This window comes from Halomonas sp. SS10-MC5, from assembly GCF_015992245.1.
GTDB classification, from domain to species: domain Bacteria; phylum Pseudomonadota; class Gammaproteobacteria; order Pseudomonadales; family Halomonadaceae; genus Halomonas; species Halomonas sulfidoxydans.
Window position 1 is genome coordinate 2,852,079 of the sequence record NZ_CP065435.1, and the last position, 23,978, is coordinate 2,876,056.

Sequence of the window (23,978 nt, forward strand, 5' to 3'; positions counted from 1 at the left end):
CCGAGCGGGCCGCCCCATGGGGCGGCCCGCTCGCTTTCGTGCGACATCACAGCGCAGGCGTAAGGTTCTAACGCCGCCGCCGACTGAGGTATTCTAGAACCGTTCGGCACCTTGGCCCGGGGAACTCGACGCTCGCTCGCGAGTCAACCAGGGGGCCGCCGCCTCCGAGGCGTGCCGCTGCCGACAGCCTCCGCTTGCCACAAGGACTACTGCGTTGACCCGTCGCCACCTCGTCATACGCCTGCTCTGCTGCCTGCTGCTGTGGCTGCCGCTGGTCGCCCAGGCCCAGTGGTTCTCCTCCGGCAACGGCCAGGGTGACTTCCTGCCGGTGCGGGAGGCCTTCCAACCCAGCGCCTGGCACGATGGCGAGACGCTGTTCATCGGCTTCGAGAACGCCGAGGGCTACTATCTCTACCGACACCGGCTGGGCGTCGAGAGCCGCGACGAGGCGGTGGAGATCGGCGAGCCGACCCTTCCCGAGGGCGAGTTCAAGAGCGACGAATTCCTCGGCGATGTCTACGTCTTCTACGATCGCGTGGTCTTCGAGGCCCCGCTCCCGCAAGGCGCCGAGGGCCCGCTGGACGTCACGGTCAGCTTCCAGGGCTGCGCCGATGCCGGGCTCTGCTACCCCCCCGAACGGGTCGAGCTGCAGGCCCCCGCCAGCGCCATGCCGGCCGCCTTCGTCGGCTGGCGCGAGGCCGACGGCGAGGACGACGGGATCAGCGAAGACACGGCTGGCGCATCACCTCCCGCCCTGCAGAGCGAGGATGGCCGCTTCAGTCGCTTGATCGACGAGGCCAGTCTGCCGCTGGCGCTGGGGCTGTTCTTCCTTGCCGGGCTGGGCTTGACCTTTACCCCCTGCGTGCTGCCGATGGTACCGATTCTCTCCTCGATCATCGTCGGCCAGTATCCCAGCCGCCCGCGCGCCTTCGCGCTCTCCGCCAGCTACGTCGGCGGCATGTCGCTCACCTATGCCGTGGTCGGCGTGCTGATGGGGCTGTTCGGCGCGGGACTCAACCTGCAGGCGCACCTGCAATCCGCCCCCGTGCTGATCGTCTTCGCGCTGCTCTTTGTCGTCTTCGCGCTGGCCATGTTCGGTGCCTTCGACCTGCGCCTGACGCCCCGCCTGGCAAGCCGGATCGACGCCTGGCAGGCACGCGCCCAGCGCAGCGGGCCGCTAGGCCTCGCCGGCGCCGGCGCGCTGTCGGTGCTGGTGGTCTCGCCCTGCGTGTCAGCGCCCCTGGCCGGCGCCCTGGTGTTCATCTCCTCTACCGGCGACGCACTGATGGGAGGTGCCGCCCTGCTGGCACTGAGCCTGGGCATGGGCGTACCGCTGCTGCTGGTCGGCACCTTCGGTGCCACCGCGCTGCCGCGCAGCGGTGCCTGGATGAACGGCGTCAAGATCGCCTTCGGCATCCTGCTGCTCGGCGTCGCGGTATGGCTGGTCGAGCGCCTGCTGCCTTCCGCCGCGGGCCTGCTGCTGTGGGCGGCGCTGGCGATCGGCAGCGCCCTGGCGCTGGGCGCGCTCTCGTTCAACCTGGCCCAGGGTTGGCCGCGGGTGCGCCAAGCCGCCGGCCTGATACTGCTGGCCTGGGGCATCGCCCTGGTATTCGGTGCCGCCATGGGCGGCGGCGACCCGCTGCGCCCACTGGCGCCATTCCATGCCGCAACCGGCACCGCCGAGCGCGTCCAGGTCACCACCGTGGAAGACCTCGAGGCCCTGCGCGGCGCACTTCGCTCGGGCGCAGCCCAGGGCCAGCCCGCCTTCGTGCACTTCACCGCGGACTGGTGCATCTCCTGCAAGCAGATGGAGCGCCAGGTCTATCCCGACCCCCAGGTCGCCGAGCCGCTCTCGCAATTCGCCCGCATCAACGTCGACGTGACCCGCACCGACGACACCACCCGCACACTGCTCGATCACTTCGGCCTGTTCGGCCCACCGAGCCTGCTATTCTTCAGCGGGGAAGAGGAGATCCGCGAAGCCCGCATCCAGGGTGAAGTCAGGGCCGGCGAGCTCGCCAGCCACCTCAACGGGATACTCGACTGGTTCGAGCGACAGCGCAGCTGATACCACCGCCGGCCCAGGCTACTACCGTATCGAACAGCGTTCCCGACCGGCTGGACATCCCTCGCGATTTTAGGCACACTCCGCCAACGACGCTTATCAAGGCCTATAGAGCCGGCAATGTTCGTCATCTTGCCGCGATCTATCGAAAGTTGGCTTGGGTTGACAGCGCCCTCGCCCATCGCCATTTACTCACCGGTCGAGACTCAACATGGATATCCGTAAGGTCAAGAAACTGATCGAGCTGCTGGAAGAATCCAATATCAGCGAAATCGAGATTCAGGAAGGCGAGGAATCGGTGCGTATCAGCCGCCACCCCAACGGCGTCAGCTGGCCCCAGGCGCCCCTGCCGCAGTATGCCGCGCCACAGGCGGCGCCCAGCCCGGCCGCACCGGCTCCCGCCGCCGGACCCGCCGAAGAGGCCCCCGCCGCCAGCTACCAGGGCCACGCCCTGACCTCGCCGATGGTCGGCACCTTCTACCGCAGCCCGGCGCCGGGCTCGAAGCCCTTCGTCGAAGTGGGCCAGAGCGTCAAGAAGGGCGAGACCGTGTGCATCGTCGAAGCGATGAAGATGATGAACCAGATCGAAGCCGACCGTGACGGCGTGATCGAGGCAATCCTGGTCGAGGACGGCGAGCCGGTCGAGTTCGACCAGCCGATGCTCGTCATTTCCTGATCATTCACCGACACTGGCGGACTCCCTATGCTGGACAAGGTTCTCATCGCCAATCGCGGCGAGATCGCTCTGCGAATCCTGCGCGCCTGCAAGGAACTGGGCATCAAGACGGTCGCGGTGCACTCCAAGGCCGACCGTGAACTGATGCACGTGCGCCTGGCCGACGAGGCCGTGTGTATCGGGCCGGCCTCTTCGGCGCAGTCCTACCTCAACATCCCGGCGCTGATCAGCGCCGCCGAAGTCACCGATTCGAGCGCCATTCACCCCGGCTACGGCTTTCTCTCCGAGAACGCCAACTTTGCCGAACAGGTGGAGCGCTCCGGGTTCGTGTTCATTGGCCCACGCGCCGAGACCATCCGCCTGATGGGCGACAAGGTCAGCGCCATCGAGGCCATGAAGAAGGCCGGCGTGCCCACGGTTCCCGGCTCGGACGGCCCGCTGGGCGACGACGAAGGCGACAACGTCACCATCGCCCGGCGCATCGGCTACCCGGTGATCATCAAGGCCGCTGCCGGCGGCGGCGGGCGCGGCATGCGTGTGGTGCACACCGAGGGACACCTGCTGTCGGCGATCAACGTGACCCGCACCGAGGCGCATGCCGCCTTCGGCGACGGCACGGTCTACATGGAGAAGTTCCTCGAGCGGCCGCGTCACGTCGAGGTCCAGGTGCTGGCCGACGGCCAGGGCAACGCCATCCACCTGTACGACCGCGACTGCTCGCTGCAACGGCGCCACCAGAAGGTGTTGGAAGAGGCCCCCGCCCCCGGCATCGATCCCGAGGCCCGGGCCAAGGTGCTCGAGGCATGCCGTCAGGCCTGCATCGAGATCGACTATCGCGGCGCCGGTACCTTCGAGTTCCTCTACGAGGACGGCCAGTTCTTCTTCATCGAGATGAACACCCGAGTGCAGGTGGAGCATCCCGTCACCGAGATGGTGACCGGCGTGGACATCGTTCGCGAGCAGCTGCGCATCGCCTCGGGACTGCCGCTGTCGATCCGCCAGGAGGACGTCAAGCTCAACGGTCACGCCTTCGAGTGCCGCATCAACGCCGAGGACCCGCGCACCTTCATGCCCTCCCCCGGCAAGGTCACGCTCTATCATCCGCCGGGCGGGCTGGGCGTGCGCATGGATTCGCATCTCTACACCGGCTATACCGTGCCGCCCCACTACGACTCGCTGATCGGTAAGCTGATCACCTGGGGCGATAGCCGAGAGATCGCGCTGACGCGCATGCGCAACGGTCTCGACGAGCTGCTGGTGGAAGGTATCAAGACCAATACCGACCTGCACAAGGACCTGGTCCGCGACGGCCACTTCCAACAGGGCGGCGTCAACATCCACTACCTGGAGAAGAAGCTCGGCTCCTGAGCCGACGTTCGCTCCCGGCGGGGTGGCCACGGCCACCCCGCCTGCGTTACGCACGGAGACCCCCATGCCCTGGCTGCAACTCAAGGCCCGCATCGCCCCGGAGCAGGCCGAACGGCTCGAGGAACTGCTGCTGGCCGAAGGCGCCACCGCCATTACCCTCCAGGATGCCCACGACGACCCGGTATTCGAGCCCGAACGCGGCACCACGCCGCTGTGGAACGAGACGGTGTTGACCGGCCTGTACGACGACCTCGAGGGCCTCGAGGCGATGCTCGAGCGCCTCGCCGCGGCCTGGGCCGAGACCATGCCCGACGACCCCTGCCCGGTCATCGAGCACGAACTGCTCGCCGATCGCGACTGGGAGCGCGAGTGGATGGAGGACTTCCAACCGCTGCGCATGGGCCAGCGGCTGTGGATCGTGCCCAGCTGGCACGAGCCGCCGGACCTGGACGCCGTCAACCTGCACCTGGACCCGGGCCTGGCCTTCGGCACCGGCACCCACCCCACCACGGCGCTGTGCCTCGAATGGCTCGACGCCCTGGCGCTGGCGGGAAAGCTCGACGGCGTCGAGGTGCTGGACGTGGGCTGCGGTTCCGGCATCCTGGCCATCGCCGCGCTCAAGCTGGGCGCGACAACGGCCACCGGCACCGACATCGACCCCCAGGCCCTGCAGGCGAGCCGCGACAATGCCATACGCAACGACGTTACCGAGCATGAACTCACGCTTTGCTATCCCGAGCAGCTCGCCTCTGGACGCCGCTTTCCCCTGGTGGTCGCCAACATCCTGGCCGGCCCCCTGGTGGAGCTGGCCCCGACCATCGCCGGGCATGTCGCACCCGGCGGAAAAGTGGCACTGTCGGGCATTCTCGAAAGCCAGGCCGACGAGGTGCTCGATGCCTATCGCGGCGAGGGCCTGAGGATGGACGAGCCGCAGGTTCGCGAGGGTTGGGTCAGGCTCAGCGGACAGCGCCCGGCCTGACAACCGCCACCTTCACCCCGCCCCTCCGGGGGCGTATGATATGCAGCCCCGAACTCGTTGATCCGTCTCATGCCCGATAGCCGCCCGTTGCCCCAGATCGGCCGACACCGCCTGCCCAACCGCGTCATCCTGGCGCCCATGGCCGGCGTGACCGACCGCCCCTTCCGCCAGCTCTGCCGCCGGCTGGGCGCGGGTCTGGTGGTGGGCGAAATGGTCACCTCGGATCCGGCGCTGTGGCACACGCGCAAGTCGCGCCAGCGCATGGACCATCGCGGCGAACCCGGCCCCCGTGCCGTGCAGATCGCCGGCGGTGACGCCACCATGCTGGCCGAGGCGGCCCGCCTCAACGCCGGGCAGGGCGCCGAGATCATCGACATCAACATGGGCTGCCCGGCCAAGAAGGTTTGCAACAAGGCCGCCGGATCGGCGCTACTGCGTGACGAGGCCCTGGTGGCGGAAATCCTCGAGGCGGTAGTGGCCGCGGTCGAAGTGCCGGTGACGCTGAAGATCCGCACCGGCTGGTGCGCCGAGAGCAACAACGGCGTGCGCGTGGCGCGCCTGGCGGAAGCCGCCGGCATCCAGGCGCTGGCGGTCCACGGTCGTCACCGCCAGCAGCGCTACCAGGGGCAGGCCGAGTACGACACCATCGCCGCGATCAAGCAGGCCGTGCGCATTCCGGTATTCGCCAACGGCGATATCGACTCTCCACGCAAGGCCGCCCAGGTTCTGGACTATACTGGTGCGGATGCGGTGATGGTCGGTCGCGGCGCCCAGGGCAACCCATGGATCTTTCGCGAGATCGACCACTACCTGCGCCATGGACGCCACTGCCCGCCCCCCGATCCGGACGAGAGGGCCGATGTCCTGCGCGGGCACCTGCATGCCCTGCATGCCTTCTATGGCGATTACATGGGCGTGCGCATCGCGCGCAAGCATCTCGGCTGGTATCTCGCCGGCGACGGTCGTTTCGACGCCGACCGGCAGCGCGAGCTGCGGGCAGCCTTCAACGCCCTGGAGCAGCCTGACGAACAGTATGACTTCATCGACGTCCTCTTTCGCCCGGAGAGTGAGGCCCTCCTCCGCCGGGCAGCGAATGGAATCAGTGCCGCATGAATCGTGACGCCTTCAATCGCAATGCCGATCTGCCAGGCCTCGAAGCCAGCTCCTGCGCAGGCCTGCCGGAGCTCGACAGCCCCGCCCTGCCACCGGCCACGCTGGCGGAGCAGCCGCTGCGCGAAGCCGTGGACGCCGCCATGCGACGCTATTTCGACCACCTCGATGGCGGCACCGTGACCGACCTCTACGCCATGGTGATGGCCGAGGTCGAGGCGCCCCTGCTGGCCAGCGTGCTCGAATACACCCAGGGCAACCAGACCCGCGCCGCCGAGATGCTGGGCCTCAACCGCGGCACGCTGCGCAAGAAGCTCAAGCAGCATGACCTGATCTGAACCCGGTCGGCGCGGGTGGCCAGCCGCTGCCCGAGCCGGCTTACCTTAACCCACTCCATAGAGTTGCACCCCACCATGGCCCAAGCCTCCCCCACCCCGGTACGCCGCGCGCTGATCAGCGTTTCCGACAAGACCGGCATCGTCGACTTCGCCCGCGGCCTGTCCGGGCATGGTGTCGAACTGCTCTCCACGGGCGGCACCTTCCGCCTGCTGCAGGAGAACGGCATCGCCGTCACCGAGGTATCCGAACACACCGGCTTCCCCGAGATCATGGACGGACGCGTCAAGACGCTGCATCCGAAGATCCATGGCGGCATCCTGGGGCGTCGCGGCCAGGACGACGCGGTCATGACCGAGCACGGTATCGCGCCCATCGACATGGTGGTGGTCAACCTCTACCCCTTCGCCCAGACCGTGGCCAAACCGGACTGCACCCTTGCCGATGCCATCGAGAACATCGACATCGGCGGCCCGACCATGGTGCGGGCCTGCGCCAAGAACCATGCCTACACCACCATCGTGGTGGATGCAGGCGACTACCCGCGGGTGCTCGAGGAGATCGCTGCCCAGGGCGGCGCGGTGAGCGACGCCACGCGCTTCGATCTGGCAGTGAAGGCCTTCGAGCACACCGCCGGCTACGACGCCGCCATCGCCGACTACCTGGGCCAGCGGGTGCCCGGCGGCGAGGACGGCTTCCCGCGCACCTACAATGTCCAGTTCGTCAAGAAGCAGGCTATGCGCTACGGCGAGAACCCGCACCAGGGCGCGGCCTTCTACGTCGAGGCCGATGCCAGCGAGGCCAGCGTCGCCACCGCCCGCCAGCTGCAAGGCAAGGCACTGTCGTTCAACAACGTCGCCGACACCGATGCCGCCTTCGAGTGCGTCAAGAGCTTCACCGACACCGCCTGCGTGATCGTCAAGCACGCCAACCCCTGCGGCGTGGCGGTCGGGACGACGCCGCGCGACGCCTACGACAAGGCGTTCGCCACCGACCCCACCAGCGCCTTCGGCGGCATCATCGCCTTCAACCGGCCGCTGGACGCCGACACCGCCCGCGCCATCATCGACCGCCAGTTCGTCGAGGTGATCATCGCCCCGGGGGTCGAGGAGGACGCCGTCGCCATCGTCGCCGAGAAGCAGAACGTGCGCCTGCTCGACGTCGGTGACAACTGGCCCGGCGAGCGCGAGCACGCCCACGACTTCAAGCGCGTTACCGGCGGCCTGCTGGTACAGGACCGCGACCTCGGCATGGTCGGTCGCGACGAACTGACCGTGGTCACCGAGCGCGTGCCCAGCGAACAGGAGATGCGCGACCTGGCGTTCGCCTGGAAGGTCGCCAAGTACGTCAAGTCCAATGCCATCGTCTACGCCAAGGACGGTCAGACCATCGGCGTCGGTGCCGGCCAGATGAGCCGCGTCTACTCGGCCAAGATCGCCGGCATCAAGGCTGCCGATGAAAACCTCTCGGTACCCGGCTCGGTGATGGCCTCGGATGCCTTCTTCCCCTTCCGCGACGGCATCGACGCCGCGGCGGCGGCCGGCATCACCGCGGTGATCCAGCCCGGCGGCTCCATGCGCGACCAGGAAGTGATCGACGCCGCCAACGAGGCGGGCATTGCCATGGTCTTTACCGGCATGCGCCACTTCAGGCATTAAAGACGATCTCGGTCAGACATACTTGGCCGCACAAAATAAAGCCCTCATCAATCCTGTTGATGAGGGCTTCTCGTATAGCGGACATTGACAGTCACACGTCGCGACTCTCCGGCGACAGGCCTGCGCGAAGGCGCTGTGAACCCATCCTTGGGCGCTACTTTCTCCTTTCCTGGAAAAAGACCTCCGCTTCGACCTGCCCCCGGCGCCGCTCATCGTTGCGATCAACCGCACCATTATGAAGCTCAGCGAAACGTCGCAAGTGCAGTCCGTCTATTAACCAAGATCGATGCAGAGGTACTTGGTTTCGAGAAACTCCTCGATGCCCTGATGGCCGCCCTCGCGGCCAAGCCCCGAGGCCTTGACGCCGCCGAACGGCGCCGCGGTGTTGGAGATCAGCCCGGTGTTGATGCCCACCATGCCGTACTCCAGGGCGTCGGCGACGCGCCATACCCGGCCCAGGTCGCGGGAGTAGAAGTAGGAGGCAAGCCCGTACTGGGTGTCGTTGGCCATCTGTACGGCATCCTCCTCGTCCTCGAAGGGGAACACCGCCGCCAGCGGGCCGAAGGTCTCCTCCTGGGCCACCTTCATGTCACTGTTGGCGAAGCTGATCAGCGTCGGGGTGAAGAAGTTGCCGCCCAGCGGATGGGGGTGGCCACCCAGCAGTAGCTCGGCCCCCTTGTCGACGGCATCGTGCACGTGCTCGCTGACCTTGGTCACCGCGTTGCCGTCGATCAGCGGGCCGATGTTGATGTCGGGCTCGGTACCGTCGCCCACTTTCAACTCGCTGTTCATCGCCACGGCCAGTTTCTCGCAGAAGGCGTTGACCACGCTGGACTGGACCAGGAAGCGGTTGGTGCAGATGCAGGTCTGGCCGGCATTGCGGAACTTGGCCGCCATGGCGCCCTCCACCGCGGCATCCAGATCGGCATCCTCGAAGACGATGAACGGGGCGTTGCCGCCCAGCTCCAGCGAGATCTTCTGGATGTGCTGGGAGGCCCGCGACATCAGCTCGCGCCCCACCTCGGTGGAGCCGGTGAAGGTGATCTTGCGCACCAGCGGCGACTCGGTCATGGCCGCGGCGATTTCGCCTGCCCGCCCCGGCACCACGTTGAACACGCCGCGCGGCACGCCGGCGCGCTCGGCCAACAGCGCCAGCGCCGTGGCCGAGAACGGCGTCTGGCTGGCCGGCTTGATGACGATGGTGCAGCCCGCCGCCAGCGCTGCGCCGGCCTTGCGCGTGATCATCGCCGCCGGGAAGTTCCACGGCGTGATGGCGCCGACCACGCCCACCGGCTGCTTGGTGACCACGATACGCTGGTTGGGCTTGGCGGCGGGAATGGTCTCGCCGTAGATGCGCCGCGCCTCCTCGGCGAACCAGCGGATGAAGCTTGCCGCATAGGCGATCTCGCCGGCCGCCTCCTTGAGCGGCTTGCCCTGCTCGTGGGTCATGATCATCGCCAGGTCGTCCTGATGCTCGAACATCAGGTCATGCCACTTCATCAGGATGTCGGCGCGCTCCTGGGCGGTGAGCGCTCGCCAGCCTATCAACGCCGCATCGGCAGCGGCGATGGCGCGCTCGGTCTCGGCACGCCCCAGGCGCGGCACGGTGCCGAAGGTCTCTCCGGTCGCCGGATTGACGACCTCGATCTGCTCGCCGCTGTCGGCGGCGACCCAGCTGCCGTCAATGTAGGCGAAAGGGCAATAGAGCTGTGTTTCCTTGAGGGCTTCCATGTTGTCTCTCCTGGCCTCAGCGGGGCCTCTACCGAGGGTAAGTGTGTGCGTGCCACGCCCTGCCCCTGTTACCGGGTCTCGGTGCTGCGCTGCTCGGGCACGTTCTCGGAAATGTCATCCTGTACGGGCGGCTGAAGCATCGCGTTAAGTATGGCAAGGATCAGGACCAGCGCGATGGCAATCCAGCACAGTGCACGGCCGATGTAGCGTTCCGGCTGGCGATGGACCTGGCGCAGGCCCATTACGGCGAAGATGGCGGCGGCAAGATTCAGAGGCAGCAGGCTGCCCTGGAACAACAGGGCGACGAGCGCCAAGACGATGGCCGTCATGGCCCATGGCGCATGGCGTTGCCGTGGCGAATCGCGGGACGGGGTGTCGCGTTTCAACGGGTTTCTCTCCCTGTCGGCTCGGCAATGGACCCTTCATGCTAAGCGCAAAGCCCCGCTGCCGCCAAACCCGGACCATCACCTGCAGGACACGGCGACCTCAGCGGCTCCGGCGCGGCTCTCGACTGGCCGAGAGCGTGACGGAAACCGAGTCGGCGAAACGCAGCGCATGCGGCTTGTCGATCTCGACCTGCGCCGTTAGGACCTGCTCGTGGCTCATGATCAGGTCGAGAACCTCTCGCGTCATGCGTTCCAGCAGCAGGAAGCGGCCCTCCTCCACCAGCGCGATCACCTGCTTGCAGATGGTGCGATAGTTGAGCGCCTGTTCGATGAGGTTGAAGGCGACGGCCTTGTCGGCCCGATAGCGGATCACGGCGTTGACCACCACATCCTGGCGATTCTGGATCTCTTCCTCCTTGATGCCGATGAACGTTCGCAAGCGCAGGTTCTTGATGCGAATCGTGGCCAGGTCGTGATCGAGATGCTGGTCGTCCAGGGCATGCAGCGTCATGGCGAAACTCCGGGCAAGAACGGCCGTGGGCGGGGCGCCCAGTCAGCGGCCGTTGACCAAGGTAAGAAACTCCTGCCGGGTGGGCTGGTTTTCGCGGAAAGCCCCCAGCATCACGGAAGAGGTCATGCTGGAATTCTGTTTCTCCACGCCGCGCATCATCATGCACAGGTGCCGCGCCTCGATCACCACCGCTACGCCACGCGCGCCGGTCACACGCTGCACGGCCTCGGCGATCTGGCGCGTCAGGTTTTCCTGGATCTGCATGCGGCGGGCGTACATGTCGACGATACGCGCAAACTTGGAGAGCCCCAGCACCTTGCCACTGGGCAGGTAGGCGATGTGGCACTTGCCGATGAAGGGCAGCAGGTGGTGCTCGCACATCGAGTAGAGCTCGATGTCCTTGACCAGCACCATCTCGTCGGTCTCGCTCTGGAAGACTGCGCCGTTGATGATCTCCTCGAGGGTTTGGGAGTAGCCGCGAGTGAGAAACTGCATCGCCTTGGCGGCGCGCTTCGGCGTATCGCGCAGGCCTTCTCGTTCCGGGTCCTCGCCCAGCTCGAGAATGATCTGGCGGTAGTAGTTGGCAAGCTCTTCGTTCATGGTCAGGCCCTGCGACTGGATACCGTTCGTCTGGTGATGGCCCGGCCATCGTCGTTGAATCATACAAGGACTATGCGCGCGCGCACACCTTGTACAGCTTTTTGCGCCTCTCGACGCTATTCTACCGTAACCGAAGGCTTGCCGCAGGCGGTATGCCTGAAAACGACCCCCTGCGACATTCGTGACACTGCTCCGCCTCGGTGGCTGTGGTAACATGCTGGCCTTCGAGTACCGCCGATACCCGCAGCCTGGTCCCCCGAGAGCCGATATGACCAAGATTCCAGACGCGATACTGTCAGTCAGCGGACTGGCCCTACTGCTCCTCCTGCCCCTGAATGCCTCGGCCAACAGCCTTTCCGTGCCCGGGGACGCCATTGTCGCCGTACAGGTCATCGATGATCTCATCCTGGATGGCGATAGCGGGCGCCGCGACGACATTCTGCTGCGCCCCGTCGGCGGCCAGGACGGTACCACCCATGAGCTCCCCGAGTACTGCGTCGTGGTGGGTGATGCGCGACAGGACGGTGATCGCCTGCGCATTGCCGCCAAGGCGCTGACTTGCGTCGAGACCGAAGGCGGCGACAGCGACATCTACAACGGCGAGATTTCCGCGGCCGCGTACGACAGCGACGGCAGCTACGGGCTGGCCGTATGCGACGCCGGGCGCTGCGAACTCGCAAGCGATCACGTCTTTCATCTCCAGCTGGCCAGCCAGCTGGAGATCGAGGAGCAGGACAACCCCTCTGCGCGTATCAACGAGCAGCGCCGCCAGTCCGACGGCGCCGGCGTCGCCAACCCCATCCCTGCCGAGCGCCCCGACCCCGACAGCGACTGATCTCCCGGCCCGCGCCTCCTCGTCGGGGCGCGCCTTTCACGCCAGCCAGCGCGGCGCCTGGCCAAGCACCAGGCGCTGCTGTTCCAGCTGGCGAATGTGCGCATCCCAATAGCCGCCATCGGTCACCCAGGGAAACGCCTGGGGGAAGGCCGGGTCGTCCCAGCGCGCCACCAACCAGGCGCTGTGGCGCATCAGGCGCAGCGTGCGCAATGGCTCGATGAGCGCCAGCTCGCGGCGATCGAACTCACGATGCTGTTCATAGCCCTCCAGCACTTCCGACAGCTGCATGTGCCACTCCGCCTCATGTTCGGCGGTGAGGAACATCCACAGGTCCTGCACCGCCGGCGCCATCATGGCATCGTCGAAGTCGACCAGGGCAAAGGTGTCGTCGCGACCGAGCAGGTTGCCGATGTGGCAGTCGCCCTGCACTCGGATCGCCTGTGCAGGCGTCCAGGCATGGGCCTGCAGCGCCGCATGCAGCGCCTCGGCGACCCCGGCATAGGCGTGGCGCTGGCGCCGGTCCAGCCAGGGCGCCGCCAGCACGCGCATGCGCGCCTCGTTCACCATGCCATCCAGGTCGAGCCGGACCCGATGCTCGAAGTCGGCACGCTCACCCACGGCATGCACGGCACCGATCAGCTCGCCCAGGGCAAACAGGTGGGCAGGGTTCTCGAGCTCCGGGGCCTGGCCCGGCAGCTGCGGAAACAGGGCGAGGCGGAAGCCCTCGACATGGTGCAGGCTACGTCCGGCGTCATCACGCCAGGGCGGGGCCACGGCGACACCCTCCGCGGCCAGCACATCCAGGAAATCGTGCTCCTCCTGGATCTGGGCGTCGCTCCATCGCCCGGGACGGTAGAACTTGGCCACCCAGCGGCGCCCCTCGTCATCGTAGAGCAGGAAGACCCGGTTCTCGTAACTGTTCAGGGCGAACGGCTCGCCCGGCAGCCAGAAGCCGAGGGACTCGATGGCCGACACGACGCGGGCCGGCGAGAGTGCCGCGAAGGGATGTGGCGTGCTGTGCATGGGGGTCACCGGCAAATGGGAGCCTTCATGGTAACAGCCTGCGCGACGGGGAATCACTCACCCCGTAGCGGGGTGCGGGCCACCGACCACGCCTCCACCTCGCACGCGCCGGCGGACAGGCAGGCTTGCGCCAAGGCGTCCAGGGTCGCGCCGGTGGTCATGACGTCGTCGAGCAGCGCCACGCGCGGCGGCAGCGGGCCTCTTACCTCGAAGCCGCCGCGCAGGTTGCGGTAGCGCTCGGCGCGATCGAGCCCGCGCTGCGAGCGGGTGGCTTGGCACCGCCGTGCACGCGCCAGCACCAGGCCATGACGTGTCGCCAGGCGTCGGGCCAGCCAATCGGCCTGGTCGAAGCCACGCTCTCGCGCCCGCCGGGGGTGCAGCGGCACCGGGATCAGCACTTGGGGCCAGGCCAGAGCCCCCGGCGGCAGGCCGAGTTCGAGCAGCTCGAGCAGCACGGTGCCGGCCCGCGGCGAGGCGTGAAACTTGAAGCGCTGCATCAACCTGGCCACTTCATCCTCGTAGCGCAGCGGCACCCGCGAACGTACGAACAGCGGCGGGCGGGTCAGGCAGTGGCCGCAGCGCCTGTCCGAGAGCGACCCCGGCGGTTGCGGCTCGGCACAGCCGGGGCAGGCCGGCAGGTTCCACGGCAGCGCCTCGAAGCAGGCCGCACACCAGGGGCGCTCCGGCTCGGCGGCTGCCAGGCAGAAGCCGCAGCGCCCCGGCAACGCACGGCGCAGCATGGCATCGACACCGTGCCAGAGCGAGCGCAGCCAGTCGCCCCGGCGTACCGGCGGCGTCGGGCCGTCTCGCAACGCTTGCTCCCATTCCGGTTCCATCGATGGTCGTCCTTGTCGAGTGACGGAATGCCCAAGAGCTTATCACCCCGGCACCGCGACGTTTGCCGCTCTTTCGGCCCGCCTATCGTTAACCTGTTGCACTCATGAGGTTGACAGGCAGACATTTTCACGTACGCTCACAGTCAACCTTACTGGACCATCGAGTTGACCGAGACGAGCCCTCCATGTCCGACACCCTGAATGCCAGCCCGAACGGCCAAACCATCACCGCCAATACCAGGATTCGCCATGACTGGTCGCTGGCCGAGATCGAGGCACTCTTCGAACTGCCTTTCAACGACTTGCTGTTCCGCGCCCAGCAGGTGCATCGAAACCACTTCGACGCCAACGCCGTTCAGGTTTCCACGCTGCTTTCGATCAAGACCGGGGCCTGTCCGGAGGACTGCAAGTATTGCCCTCAGTCGGGCCACTACGCCACCGGGCTGGGCAAGGAGATGCTGCTGGAGATCGAGAAGGTGGTGGCCCAGGCCAAGGCAGCCCAGGAGGCCGGCGCCAGCCGCTTCTGCATGGGCGCGGCCTGGCGCAGCCCGCGCGAGAAGGACCTGGGCGTGGTGCTGGAGATGGTCCGCCAGGTCAAGGCGCTGGGGCTCGAGACCTGCATGACGCTGGGCATGGTCGACGGCGACCAGGCCGCCCGCCTGGCCGAGGCCGGCCTCGACTACTACAACCACAACCTAGACACCTCGCCGGAGTACTACGGCGAAATCATCACCACCCGCACCTATGCCGACCGCCTGGAAACCCTGGCCAACGTACGCGAGGCGGGGATGAAGGTCTGTGCCGGCGGCATCCTCGGCATGGGCGAGGCACCCCGCGACCGCGCCGCGCTGCTGCAGCAACTGGCCCGGCTCGATCCGCATCCCGAGTCCGTGCCGATCAACATGCTGGTCAAGGTACCCGGCACACCGCTGGAGGACGTCGAGGATCTCGACCCCATCGAGTTCGTGCGTGCCATCGCCGTGGCTCGCATCCTGATGCCGGCCAGCCACGTCCGCCTCTCCGCCGGCCGCGAGCAGATGGATGAATCGACCCAGGCGCTGGCCTTCCTCGCCGGGGCCAACTCCATCTTCTACGGCGACAAGCTGCTGACCACCGGCAACCCCCAGGCCACGCGCGACCGCGCTCTGTTCGACAAGCTCGGGCTGCACCCCGAGCGGCGCGACACCTGCCGCGACGACGACCGCCAGCAGGCCACGCTCGAAGACGCCCTGGCACGTCAGGCGAGGCAGGCCCGCAGCGCCGCGCTGGCCTACGACGCCACACAGGCCTGAACGTCATGGCATCGAGCCCCCAGGCCTGGCCTCAACGCCTCGCCGACGCCGCGACCTGGCGCCGTGCCCAGGGGCTGTGGCGTGAGCGCCTTACGTCCACCCGCGGGATGCTCGATTTCGCCGGCAACGATTACCTGGGGCTGGCCGCCGACCCCCGGCTGGCCAAGGCCCAGGCGGCGGGAGCACGGCGACTCGGCGCCGGCGCCGGGGCCTCGCACCTGGTCAGCGGTCACCTGGAGGTCCATGAGGCCCTCGAACGGCGCCTGGCCGAACTCGTCGGGCGCCCTCGCGCCCTGCTCTTCTCCACCGGCTACATGGCCAACCTGGGGACGCTGCAGGCCCTTTGCGACAGCGAGACCCAAGTCTTCCAGGACCGGCTCAACCATGCCTCGCTGCTCGATGGTGCCAAGCTAGCCGGGGCACGTTCGCGGCGCTTCCACCATCGCGACCTCGACGACCTCGACCGCCTGCTCGCGCGCGCCCCCTCCGAAGCGGCCAGGTTGGTGGTCAGTGACGGCGTGTTCAGCATGGATGGCGACGTGGCCAATATCGGCGGACTGGCGGAAATCAGCGCCCGACATGGCGCCTGGCTGATGATCGACGACGCCCATGGGCTGGGCGTGTTAGGCGCCCACGGCGACGGCTGCGTCGGTCGCGCCCATGGCGTCGAGCATGTGGCCGTGCTGGTCGGCACGCTGGGCAAGGCGCTCGGCACCGGCGGCGCCTTCGTCGCCGGCAGCGAGGCCCTGATCGAGCATCTGATCCAGTTCGCCCGCCCCTATGTCTACACCACCGCCCAGCCGCCGGGCGTTGCCGCCGCCACCCTCGCGGCACTCGATGTGATCGCCGCCGAGCCCGAGCGTCGCGAGCGCCTGCGGGACAATATCGCCTACTTTCGTCACGAGGCAGCGCGGCTCGACCTGCCGCTGACCGATTCCTTCACCCCCATTCAGCCGCTGGTGCTGGGTGAAAGCGAGGCGGCGTTGCGCTGGGCCGGCCGCCTGCGCGAGGCAGGACTTCAGGTCGGTGCCATCCGTCCACCCACCGTTCCACGGGGCGAGGCCCGGCTACGCATCACGCTGCGCGCCACCCACGATCGGGAGTGCCTGGATCGCCTGCTCGAGGCACTGGCACGACTGCCAGGGGAGATAACGCGTTGATGACGCTGGTTCTGCTCTCCGGCTGGGGCATCGATGCCCGCATCTGGCACCCGCTCGCCCCCTACTGGCCAGGCGGCATCGAGGTACGCACTCCCGACTGGCCGGGCTACGGCGAACGCAGCCACGAAACCCTGCCGAAGACGCTCCCGGTGCTGGCGGACAAGATGCGCGGCGACCTGCCCCAGGACGCCATCTGGGTCGGCTGGTCGCTCGGTGGCCTGCTGGCCGGCGCGCTGCTGCCTCACCTGCCGCCTCCACGTGCCTTGCTGCTGGTGGGTACCGGCGCCCGCTTCTGCAGCGAGGACGGCGTCAGGGCTGCCGAACTCGCCACCTTTCGCCGCGCCTTCGACCGCGACCCACGGGCAACCTGGCAGCATTTCCTGCGCTGGCAGCTGCAGGGGGAACCCGCCCCGCGAATGGCCCACCGCCGCCTGCTCGATCTCCTCGGGGGCCACCCCAGCGCGTCCAGCCAGACGCTGGCAACGGGCCTCGAGCAATTGGCTTACCTCGACCTTGGCGAGATGCTTGCCGCCCCCCCCTGTCCGATCTGGCGTATCGCCGGCGAACGGGACCGGCTGATGGGCAAGACAGCGCGACAGTCAGCCGAGCGGATACTCACCGGCTGCGGCCACTCCCCCATGCTGTCGCACCCGGAGACCCTGGTACGCCACCTCGTCGAGCTGGCGGGAAGCGATGCCGATCAGCGCAGCGACCGTGGCGGGGTCGCCTCATGAGCCCCACTTTCGCCCAGGCATCCCCCCACGCCTCTCCCTGGCAGGCCGATACGACCCACCGCTGGCGGCGACACGTCGCCAGGGCGTTCTCCCGGGTCTCGGAGCACTACGCTCGCCTGGCCCACGCCCAGCGGCAGATGGGCGAAGCGCTCTGGCCACTGCTGCCCGACCGCGCGGAGCGCGTGCTCGATCTGGGCTGCGGCCCGGGACACTGGAGCCGGCGCCTGGCAGTCCGTTTCGGTGCCGGCTGCCATGTCCTCGGGCTCGACCTCGCCCCGGGAATGCTCGACACCGCCCGCCGCGAGGCCCGCCAACGCGTCGACTGGCTGTGTGCCGATGCCGCCGCCCTGCCCCTGGCGGATCGCCAGGTGGACCTGGTGTTCTCCAACCTGGCCATCCAATGGTGCCCGGATCTCGACGCCGTGATAACGGAACTCTTCCGGGTGCTACGCCCCGGCGGCCGCGCCGTGATCAACACCCTGGGGCCCGGCACGCTGCACGAGGTAGCCCACGCCTGGTCGTCGCCCGATGCCCTGCTCGACTTCCGCACGCAGGAGCGGCACCTGGTCAGCGCACGCCTGGCTGGGTTCTCACAGCCCCGCTGCACCGACACCCACGAGCGCTTCTTCTACCCCGACCTGGCGGCGGTGATGGCCTCGATCAAAGGCGTCGGCGCCCAGACCCCACGCCCCGCCGCCCGCCTCACACGCGCCGACCTGGAGCACGCCAAGCGTCGCTACGAAGCGCTACGCGAAGCTGCCGGCCTGCCGGTCAGCTATCGGCGGCTGACCCTGGTACTCGACAAGGAGCCGTCAGCATGACGCGTTACTTCGTGACCGGCACCGACACCGATGCCGGCAAGACCCTCGTCACGGCCGGCATGCTGTCGCTGGCACGCTCGCGAGGCCTGAGCACCCTGGGCCTCAAGCCTGTCGCCTCGGGCTGCCGTCGAACCGACGCCGGGCTGCGCAACGACGATGCCCTCGCCCTGCTGGCACGCAGCGTGCCGTCGCCGCCCTACGCGACGATCAACCCCTTCGCCTTCGAGCCCCCCATCGCCCCGCACCTGGCCGCCCGTCAGGCCGGCGTGGACCTCGACCTCGAGCGGCTCTGCGCCCACGTCTCGCCCCTGCTGGACGAGCCCCGCGACCTGATTCTCGTCGAGGGTGCCGGTGGCTGGCGCGTACCGCTCAATGGCCGCGACGATCTCGCCGGCCTGGCCTTGCGCCTGCGCCTGCCAGTGATCCTGGTGGTCGGCCTCAAGCTTGGCTGCCTCAACCATGCGCGCCTGACGGCCGAGGCCATACGTGCGGACGGGGCCAGGCTGGCCGGCTGGGTGGGGAACCTGCTGACTGCCGACTTCGCCCGCGACGCCTCGTGCTATGCCGACAACCTGGCCACGCTGCAGCGTACTCTCGGTGCTCCCTGCCTCGGGGTGATACCGCGCCTGAGAGTGGCACCGGCACGGCGACCGGAAGCCGCCATCGCTCATCTCGCGCTACCCGAAGGCGATTGACTTGCGACCGAGGGTCCGTAAAATGTTGACGCCTGCCCAGCCCTGCGGATGTGGTGGAATTGGTAGACACGCCAGATTTAGGTTCTGGTGCCTTCGGGCGTGGGAGTTCAAGTCTCCCCATCCGCACCATCACGGCTCTCGCGCGTCGAGCGTCGCGACATTCCCACTGCCATCACTTTTGCCTCTCCGACGACAGCCCATCGCCGCTGTGCCGGCGCGCGCCTGTCGCACGCCTGTCCACTCCCGCTTTGCATTCACGGAGGCATGACCATGACTTCCCCCGTCTGGCATCCCTATGCCCACCTGCTCACCCAGCCCGCCGCCCCCAGGGTCGTCGGTGGCGAAGGCCCGCGCTTCACCCTGGACAGCGGCGAGACGCTGCTCGACGCCACCTGCTCGTGGTGGTGCATGATCCATGGCTACGCGCATCCGCGCCTGGTGGCGGCCATCAAGGAGCAGGCCGACACCCTATGCCACGTGATGCTGGGGGGGCTGACCCACGAGCCAGCCGACCGCCTGGCGCGCGAGCTGGTGCGCGTCACGCCGCCAGGCCTCAACCACGTATTCTTCTCCGACAGCGGCTCGGTGGGCATGGAAGTGGCCATGAAGATGGCGGTGCAGTACCACCACCTGCGCGGCAGGCCCGAAAAGCACCGCATGCTGTCGCTGATGAAGGCTTACCATGGCGACACCAGTGGCTGCATGGCGGTCTGCGACCCCGAGGAAGGCATGCACAGCCTGTTTGCCGGCTACCTGCCCAGCCACCATTTCGCCCCCGCCCCCACCGCCCCCTACGATGCCGACGCCGACGCCGTGGCGCACGATCTCGCCGCCCTGCGCACGGTGCTGGAACGGCATCATCATGAGATCGCCGCGCTGCTGATGGAGCCGCTGCTGCAAGCCGCCGGCGGTCTCAACATGACCTCGCCGAGCTACCTGACAGGTGCACGTGAGCTGTGCGACGAATTCGACGTGCTGCTGGTGTTCGATGAGGTGGCGACCGGTTTCGGCCGCACCGGCAGGCTGTTCGCCGCCGACCACGCCGGGGTGACGCCCGACATCATGGTGCTCTCCAAGGGACTGACCGGGGGCTACCTGGGGCATGCGGCGACGCTGGCCACCGACCGGGTGCACGACGCCTTCATCGGCGAGACGCCACGGCACGCCTTCATGCACGGCCCCACCTTCATGGGCAACCCCCTGGCCTGCCGGGTGGCGCTGGAGAGCCTCAGCGTGTTCGAGGAAGAGAACTACCTGGAAAAGATCGCGGGCCTCAACCAGGTGCTGCGCACGGAGCTGCTGGAGGATCCGGCGCTGCGTCGCCACCCCCGGGTGCGTGACGTCAGGGTGCTGGGCGCCACGGCGGTCATCGAGGTCGACGATGCCGCCGGCCTCGAGGGGGTCGCGGCCTTCGCCCGCGCACGGGGTGTCTGGCTGCGCCCCTTCGGCCGCTGGCTCTATACCATGCCGGCCTATATCACGCCCGAGGTGGACATGCGCAACATCACCGGGGTCATGAAGGATTGGTTTCGCTGACGAAAAGCGCCGCCCTCATGGAGGGCGGCGCGCTTGCTTGCACTTCGCAGATGCTTTGCCGGCCGCTGTCGGCCTGACAGCCTGAGGCTCAGGCCATGACAGGCTGCGCGTAGGAGATCGGCGCCAGCTCGCGCTCGTTCTCGAAGGTGACGATCTCGTAGGAATCGGGCTGAGCCAGCAACGCCCGGCACAGCTGGTTGTTCAGTGCATGGCCCGACTTCACGCCGCGGAACTCGCCGATCAGGCTGTAGCCGAGCAGGTAGAGATCGCCAATGGCGTCGAGCACCTTGTGCTTGACGAACTCGTCCTCGTAGCGCAGGCCACCCTCGTTGACGATGCGGTACTCGTCGACCACGATGGCGTTGTCGAGGCTGCCACCCAATGCCAGGTTGTTGGCACGCAGGTATTCGAGATCGCGCATGAAGCCGAAGGTCCGGGCGCGGGAGACCTCCTTGACGAAGGACGTCGTGGAGAAATCCACCACGGCGGTCTGCTTCTGATCCTCGAAGACAGGATGATCGAACTCGATGGCGAACGTCACCTTGAAGCCCTGGTGCGGCAGGAAGCGCGCCTCCTTGCCGTCGTCCTGCACCACCACCTCGCGCTTGATGCGGATGAACTTCTTCGGTGCCTCCTGTTCGGCAATGCCAGCCGACTGGATCAGGAACACGAACGGACCGGCACTACCGTCCATGATCGGCACTTCGGGTGCGCTGAGGTCGATGTAGGCGTTGTCGATCCCCAGGCCGGCCAACGCGGACATGAGATGTTCGACGGTTGCCACCTTGACGTCGCCCCGCGAAAGCGCGGTGCACAGGGTGGTATCGGTGACCAGGGCGGCGCTGGCCGGCACCTGCACCTCGGGGTTCAGGTCCGTCCGCACGAACACGATGCCGGTGTTCACCGGGGCCGGACGCAGGGTCAGGTACACCTTCTTCCCGGAATGAAGGCCGACGCCGGTGGCGCGGATGGTATTTTGCAGGGTGCGTTGTCTGATCATGGGCAGTAGCCAGGCCGTTGTATGTTATCAAACACCGTTCACTATAACACCGAACGAGCGTTTCAACAAAAAAACATCACCTGGCCCTGCCTAGGCTCGCAATAGCCTGTCTCAATCGGCTTGTCGACGCAGGAAGGCCGGGATGTCGAGGTAGTCGTCCAGCTCCTGGGGCGAGCGACGCTTCTCCGGCTGCGGCTTGGCCGCTTCCTGGGGCTCGGCCTTGGGCATGGCGCTCTGCTGGCGCATGGCCGGCTGCGCACGCTGGCGATATTCGCTGCCTTCGCTGCGCTTGACGGTCTCACGGCCTGCCGCCTTGACCTGCCGCCCCTCGAGGCCCGCCGCCACGACGGTGACGCGCAGCTCGTCGGTCATGTCCATGTCGATGGAGGTGCCCACGACGATGGTCGCATCCTGGGAGGCGAACTCCTGAACGGTGGCGCCGACGTCGTTGAACTCGCCGATGGAGAGGTCCGGTCCCGCGGTGATGTTGACCAGGATGCCGCGTGCGCCGTGCAGGTCGATATCCTCCAGCAGCGGACTGCGGATGGCCTTCTCGGCGGCTTCGCGAGCACGGTTCTCGCCGGTGGCGCCGCCGGTGCCCATCATCGCCATGCCCATCTCGGACATCACGGTGCGCACGTCGGCGAAGTCGACGTTGATGATGCCCGGGCTGGTGATCAGTTCGGCAATCCCCTGCACGGCGCCCAACAGCACGTCGTTGGCGGCACTGAAGGCGGTCAACAGGCTGGCATTCTTGCCCAGCACCGAGAGCAGCTTCTCGTTGGGAATGGTGATCAGCGAGTCGACGTGCTCCGACAGCTCCTTCATGCCCTCTTCGGCCACGCGCATGCGCTTCGGCCCTTCGAACGGGAACGGGCGGGTGACGACGGCCACGGTGAGGATGCCGAGCTCCTTGGCCACCTGGGCCACCACGGGGGCGCCGCCGGTGCCGGTACCGCCGCCCATGCCGGCCGTGATGAAGACCATGTCGGCGCCGCTGATCAGCTCGGCGATGCGCTCACGATCCTCCATGGCGGCCTGGCGCCCCACGTCGGGATTGGCGCCGGCGCCCAGCCCCTTGGTGATCTCGTTGCCGAGCTGGAGCACGGTCTTGGCGGCCACCCGCTTTAGCGCCTGGGCGTCCGTGTTGGCGCAGATGAACTCGACGCCTTCGATATTGCTCTCGACCATGTGGTTGACGGCGTTGCCGCCGCCGCCACCTACGCCGACGACCTTGATGACCGCACTGCTCGAGGGTGCGCTATCTACCAGTTCGAACATAAGCCCCGTCTCCTGGACCGCGCCGCGGCCCTATTAGAAATTTCCTTTCAACCAGCCCTTGAGTTTTGCCAGCGCCGGAATCCCTTCCCATCCTCCACGCTGGGAGACGTCTTCGCGCCTGGGTGGCGCCGCCACTACCCTGCCCTCACGACCATGCCCTTGCCGAGCCTCCTGAAGAGCGTAATGTAGCAAACCTACACCGGTGGAATAAATCGGGTTGCGCACCACGTCGGAGAGCCCGCGCACGTTATGCGGGCAGGCGATGCGCACCGGCATGTGGAAGATCTCCTCGGCCAGTTCGACGACTCCCTCCATGCGCGAGGTGCCACCGGTGAGTACCACGCCGGCGGCCACCAGATCCTCGTAGCCGCTGCGCCGCAGCTCGTCGCGAATCAGGGTGAAGAGCTCCTCGTAGCGCGGCTCGACCACCTCGGCCAGGGCCTGTCGCGACAGGTCGCGGGCGGGCCGGTCGCCGACGCTCGGCACCTTGATCATCTCGTCGCTGGCGGCCAGTTGGGTCAGCGCACAGGCGTACTTGACCTTGATCTCCTCGGCGTACTGGGTCGGGGTGCGCAGCGCCATGGCGATGTCGTTGGTCACCTGATCGCCGGCGATGGGAATCACCGCGGTGTGGCGGATGGCTCCCTCGGTAAACACGGCGATATCGGTCGTGCCGCCGCCGATGTCGACCATGCAGACGCCGAGTTCGCGCTCGTCCTCGGTCAGCACCGCCATGCTCGAAGCCAGTTGCTCGAGGATGATGGCATCGACTTCGAGACCACAGCGCCGCACGCATTTATCGATGTTTTGTACCGCATTGAGCGCGGCGGTCACCAGATGCACGCGCGCCTCGAGCCGCACGCCCGACATGCCGAGCGGCTCACGAATGCCCCCTTGGGTGTCGATGGCGAACTCCTGGGGTAGCACATGCAGGACACGCTGCCCTTCGGAGATGGCCCGCGCCCGAGCCGAATCGATGACTCGCTCGATATCGGTGGACATCACTTCACGCTCTTTTATCGCCACCACACCGTCCGAGTTCATCGAACTGATATGACTGCCCGCCACGCCGACATAGACCGAATGGATGTCGCAGCCGGCCATCAACTCGGCTTCTTCCACGGCGCGCTGGATCGACTGCACCGTCGACTCGATGTTGATCACCACGCCCTTCTTCATGCCGCGCGAAGGGTGCGATCCGATGCCGGCAATCTCGATGCCGCCGTCATCGGTAGGCTGTCCGACGATGGCCACTACCTTGGACGTTCCGATATCCAGTCCGACTACCATATTGGATGAGTTGGAAGTGACTGCCATGCGCCGGAGTGTCTCCTGAAACTTGACC

23 protein-coding genes and 1 tRNA gene are annotated in these 23,978 nt (G+C 67.3%); 15 read left to right on the top strand and 9 right to left on the bottom strand.

Going from position 1 to position 23,978, the window contains the following annotated elements:
• The first annotated feature begins 214 nt into the window (after window positions 1–214).
• From dsbD to purH, 7 genes are all read left to right on the top strand, one after another.
• Window positions 215–2,068, top strand: coding sequence for a protein-disulfide reductase DsbD (gene dsbD, locus I4484_RS13270; protein ID WP_197447751.1), 1,854 nt, complete (start codon window positions 215–217; stop codon window positions 2,066–2,068).
• A 208-nt stretch (window positions 2,069–2,276) separates the two neighbouring features.
• Window positions 2,277–2,741 carry an acetyl-CoA carboxylase biotin carboxyl carrier protein gene (gene accB / locus I4484_RS13275; protein WP_197447752.1) on the top strand — a complete coding sequence of 155 codons (465 nt, stop codon included), beginning with the start codon at window positions 2,277–2,279 and terminating at the stop codon, window positions 2,739–2,741.
• A gap of 27 nt (window positions 2,742–2,768) precedes the next feature.
• Complete coding sequence (gene accC / locus I4484_RS13280) at window positions 2,769–4,109, top strand: acetyl-CoA carboxylase biotin carboxylase subunit (protein WP_197447753.1); 1,341 nt, start codon at window positions 2,769–2,771, stop codon at window positions 4,107–4,109.
• A 64-nt stretch (window positions 4,110–4,173) separates the two neighbouring features.
• Window positions 4,174–5,088, top strand: coding sequence for a 50S ribosomal protein L11 methyltransferase (prmA, locus tag I4484_RS13285; protein ID WP_197447754.1), 915 nt, complete (start codon window positions 4,174–4,176; stop codon window positions 5,086–5,088).
• Window positions 5,089–5,157: 69 nt separating this feature from the next.
• Window positions 5,158–6,201: a tRNA dihydrouridine synthase DusB gene (gene dusB, locus I4484_RS13290; RefSeq protein ID WP_197447755.1), complete on the top strand. Its 1,044-nt coding sequence runs from the start codon at window positions 5,158–5,160 to the stop codon at window positions 6,199–6,201.
• Entirely contained in the window at window positions 6,198–6,536 is a 339-nt protein-coding gene (fis, locus tag I4484_RS13295) for a DNA-binding transcriptional regulator Fis (RefSeq protein ID WP_197447756.1), read from the top strand. The genes dusB and fis overlap by 4 nt, the downstream gene beginning before the upstream one ends.
• Before the next feature lie 75 nt (window positions 6,537–6,611).
• Complete coding sequence (gene purH / locus I4484_RS13300; RefSeq protein WP_197447757.1) at window positions 6,612–8,192, top strand: bifunctional phosphoribosylaminoimidazolecarboxamide formyltransferase/IMP cyclohydrolase; 1,581 nt, start codon at window positions 6,612–6,614, stop codon at window positions 8,190–8,192.
• A 273-nt stretch (window positions 8,193–8,465) separates the two neighbouring features.
• Here purH and I4484_RS13305 read toward each other — a convergent pair whose 3' ends face one another.
• From I4484_RS13305 to folE, 4 genes are all read right to left on the bottom strand, one after another.
• Complete coding sequence (locus I4484_RS13305) at window positions 8,466–9,923, bottom strand: NAD-dependent succinate-semialdehyde dehydrogenase (protein WP_197447758.1); 1,458 nt, start codon at window positions 9,921–9,923, stop codon at window positions 8,466–8,468.
• Window positions 9,924–9,991: 68 nt separating this feature from the next.
• On the bottom strand, window positions 9,992–10,309 hold the full coding sequence (locus tag I4484_RS13310) for a DUF4190 domain-containing protein (protein ID WP_197447759.1): 318 nt from the start codon (window positions 10,307–10,309) through the stop codon (window positions 9,992–9,994).
• A 100-nt stretch (window positions 10,310–10,409) separates the two neighbouring features.
• Window positions 10,410–10,820: a dihydroneopterin triphosphate 2'-epimerase gene (folX, locus tag I4484_RS13315; RefSeq protein WP_197447760.1), complete on the bottom strand. Its 411-nt coding sequence runs from the start codon at window positions 10,818–10,820 to the stop codon at window positions 10,410–10,412.
• A gap of 42 nt (window positions 10,821–10,862) precedes the next feature.
• Complete coding sequence (folE, locus tag I4484_RS13320; RefSeq protein WP_197447761.1) at window positions 10,863–11,420, bottom strand: GTP cyclohydrolase I FolE; 558 nt, start codon at window positions 11,418–11,420, stop codon at window positions 10,863–10,865.
• Between the two features lie 268 nt (window positions 11,421–11,688).
• On the opposite strand from folE, the gene I4484_RS13325 reads away from it, so the two are divergent.
• Entirely contained in the window at window positions 11,689–12,255 is a 567-nt protein-coding gene (locus I4484_RS13325) for a hypothetical protein (RefSeq protein ID WP_197447762.1), read from the top strand.
• Between the two features lie 36 nt (window positions 12,256–12,291).
• Here the strand turns inward: I4484_RS13325 and I4484_RS13330 are convergent, their stop codons facing one another.
• Together I4484_RS13330 and I4484_RS13335 are read right to left on the bottom strand one after the other, a co-directional pair.
• Entirely contained in the window at window positions 12,292–13,278 is a 987-nt protein-coding gene (locus I4484_RS13330; protein ID WP_197447763.1) for a serine/threonine protein kinase, read from the bottom strand.
• Window positions 13,279–13,331: 53 nt separating this feature from the next.
• The gene (locus I4484_RS13335) at window positions 13,332–14,114 is read right to left on the bottom strand and encodes a ComF family protein (RefSeq protein WP_234283457.1); all 783 of its coding nucleotides are present in this window, start codon (window positions 14,112–14,114) and stop codon (window positions 13,332–13,334) included.
• Window positions 14,115–14,299: 185 nt separating this feature from the next.
• Between I4484_RS13335 and bioB the strand changes: the two genes are divergently transcribed.
• From bioB to bioA, 7 genes are all read left to right on the top strand, one after another.
• Complete coding sequence (bioB, locus tag I4484_RS13340; RefSeq protein WP_197447764.1) at window positions 14,300–15,406, top strand: biotin synthase BioB; 1,107 nt, start codon at window positions 14,300–14,302, stop codon at window positions 15,404–15,406.
• 5 nt (window positions 15,407–15,411) lie between these two features.
• Entirely contained in the window at window positions 15,412–16,566 is a 1,155-nt protein-coding gene (gene bioF, locus I4484_RS13345; RefSeq protein ID WP_197447765.1) for an 8-amino-7-oxononanoate synthase, read from the top strand.
• Window positions 16,566–17,300 carry an alpha/beta fold hydrolase gene (locus tag I4484_RS13350; RefSeq protein ID WP_197447766.1) on the top strand — a complete coding sequence of 245 codons (735 nt, stop codon included), beginning with the start codon at window positions 16,566–16,568 and terminating at the stop codon, window positions 17,298–17,300. Before bioF ends, I4484_RS13350 begins: the two co-directional genes overlap by 1 nt.
• Window positions 17,297–18,121, top strand: coding sequence for a methyltransferase domain-containing protein (locus tag I4484_RS13355; RefSeq protein WP_197447767.1), 825 nt, complete (start codon window positions 17,297–17,299; stop codon window positions 18,119–18,121). Before I4484_RS13350 ends, I4484_RS13355 begins: the two co-directional genes overlap by 4 nt.
• Window positions 18,118–18,816 (top strand): dethiobiotin synthase, encoded by a 699-nt coding sequence (gene bioD / locus I4484_RS13360; RefSeq protein ID WP_197447768.1) that lies wholly within the window; start codon window positions 18,118–18,120, stop codon window positions 18,814–18,816. The genes I4484_RS13355 and bioD overlap by 4 nt, the downstream gene beginning before the upstream one ends.
• Window positions 18,817–18,860: 44 nt before the next feature.
• Window positions 18,861–18,945: transfer RNA gene (locus I4484_RS13365), tRNA-Leu, on the top strand.
• A 141-nt stretch (window positions 18,946–19,086) separates the two neighbouring features.
• Window positions 19,087–20,352 carry an adenosylmethionine--8-amino-7-oxononanoate transaminase gene (gene bioA / locus I4484_RS13370; protein ID WP_197447769.1) on the top strand — a complete coding sequence of 422 codons (1,266 nt, stop codon included), beginning with the start codon at window positions 19,087–19,089 and terminating at the stop codon, window positions 20,350–20,352.
• Window positions 20,353–20,440: 88 nt separating this feature from the next.
• Here bioA and lpxC read toward each other — a convergent pair whose 3' ends face one another.
• The 3 genes from lpxC to ftsA all read right to left on the bottom strand — a co-directional run bounded on the left by lpxC (window position 20,441) and on the right by ftsA (window position 23,950).
• On the bottom strand, window positions 20,441–21,352 hold the full coding sequence (lpxC, locus tag I4484_RS13375; RefSeq protein WP_197447770.1) for a UDP-3-O-acyl-N-acetylglucosamine deacetylase: 912 nt from the start codon (window positions 21,350–21,352) through the stop codon (window positions 20,441–20,443).
• 111 nt (window positions 21,353–21,463) lie between these two features.
• Window positions 21,464–22,633 carry a cell division protein FtsZ gene (gene ftsZ, locus I4484_RS13380; RefSeq protein WP_197447771.1) on the bottom strand — a complete coding sequence of 390 codons (1,170 nt, stop codon included), beginning with the start codon at window positions 22,631–22,633 and terminating at the stop codon, window positions 21,464–21,466.
• Window positions 22,634–22,666: 33 nt separating this feature from the next.
• A complete protein-coding gene (ftsA, locus tag I4484_RS13385) occupies window positions 22,667–23,950 on the bottom strand; it encodes a cell division protein FtsA (RefSeq protein ID WP_111414243.1) in 1,284 nt (427 codons plus the stop codon).
• Between the last annotated feature and the right edge of the window lie 28 nt (window positions 23,951–23,978).